We start from the raw sequence: 1,031 nt of genomic DNA on the forward strand, positions 1-1,031 counted from the left end.
GCTCCGACAGTTCACCGATCTGCCAGGACTGCTCGCGCGGCCATGGCCAGCTGAGATGGATCGCGTCGACTTCGGCGGTGTCAGCGCCGATGTCGCCGCGATCCATCTCAGCTGGCCATGGCCGCGCGAGCAGTCCTGGCAGATCGGTGAACTGTCGGAGCAGCTCGCCTCGCTTGGCGAGACGGCGATCATGGCCGGCGACTGCAACGCCGTGCCGTGGAGCGCGGCGGTGCGGCGTGTCGCGGCGCTCGGCAAGCTCACCGTCATGCCGTCGGCCGGACCGACCTGGATGTACATCAAGCTGCCGGATGTCCTGCGGCGCTTCGCCGGCCTGCCGATCGACCAGGTGTTCAGCAAGGGCGGGGTGATCATCCATTCGGCGACGCGGCTCGAAGAAACCGGCTCCGATCATCTTCCCGTGCTGGTGGAGTTTTCGCTGCGTCCGCAAGAGCACAAGCCGGACGACGAGCATGAGACGGCGCTGGCGGCCGTCAAACAACCGGGCAAGACGCTGCGCTAGCGCTGCGTTCCTTCGATCCTCAAGGCTTGATCAAGGCATCCACCAGATGCTCGACATGGCCGCCATTGCGGTGCTCGCGGGCGTCGAAGGCCCTTTGCTTCGCCTCGTATTCGGCGTAGACGGCGTTGATACGCCGTCTCGCCTCCTGGCGGGTGCCGGTGCAAAACCAGTTGTCGGCAAGCTTGAGCCGACGGACCGACTTCGCGGTGGCCTGCATCATGCGCCTGGCGATGCGGCCATGCGTCTCCTCATGCGCACGGACGCCGGCGAAGAACCGCTTCCAGCGGCGTTCGAGTCGGGCATTGGCCGGCTGCGCCAGGCGGGGATAGGTGTAGGTGAGGTCGAGCACGCCGTCGGCCTGCCGCAGGTGGCAGACTCCATCGGTGCGGCTGATGGCGAGGTCCCAATTCACCGTATAGGCGGTGTCGGCGATGGCGCGGGTCATGAAGCCATGCTTGGGGCCGTTGCGGTCCATCGCCGCGACCAGGGCCACGCCTGTTGTACCTGATAT

General features: G+C 66.3%; 2 protein-coding genes. One reads left to right on the forward strand and one right to left on the reverse strand.

Going from position 1 to position 1,031, the window contains the following annotated elements; all coding sequences use genetic code 11:
* On the forward strand, window positions 1-520 hold a 520-nt coding region (locus tag EN742_RS35915; RefSeq protein ID WP_348632880.1), incomplete at its 5' end, for an endonuclease/exonuclease/phosphatase family protein.
* Window positions 521-539: 19 nt separating this feature from the next.
* Here the strand turns inward: EN742_RS35915 and EN742_RS35920 are convergent.
* Window positions 540-1,031, reverse strand: a 492-nt coding sequence (locus tag EN742_RS35920) for a DUF922 domain-containing protein (RefSeq protein ID WP_128333937.1), incomplete at its 5' end; no start/stop codon positions are given.

The organism is Mesorhizobium sp. M4A.F.Ca.ET.020.02.1.1 (assembly GCF_004022645.1).
In the GTDB taxonomy this organism is placed as follows: Bacteria; Pseudomonadota; Alphaproteobacteria; order Rhizobiales; family Rhizobiaceae; genus Mesorhizobium.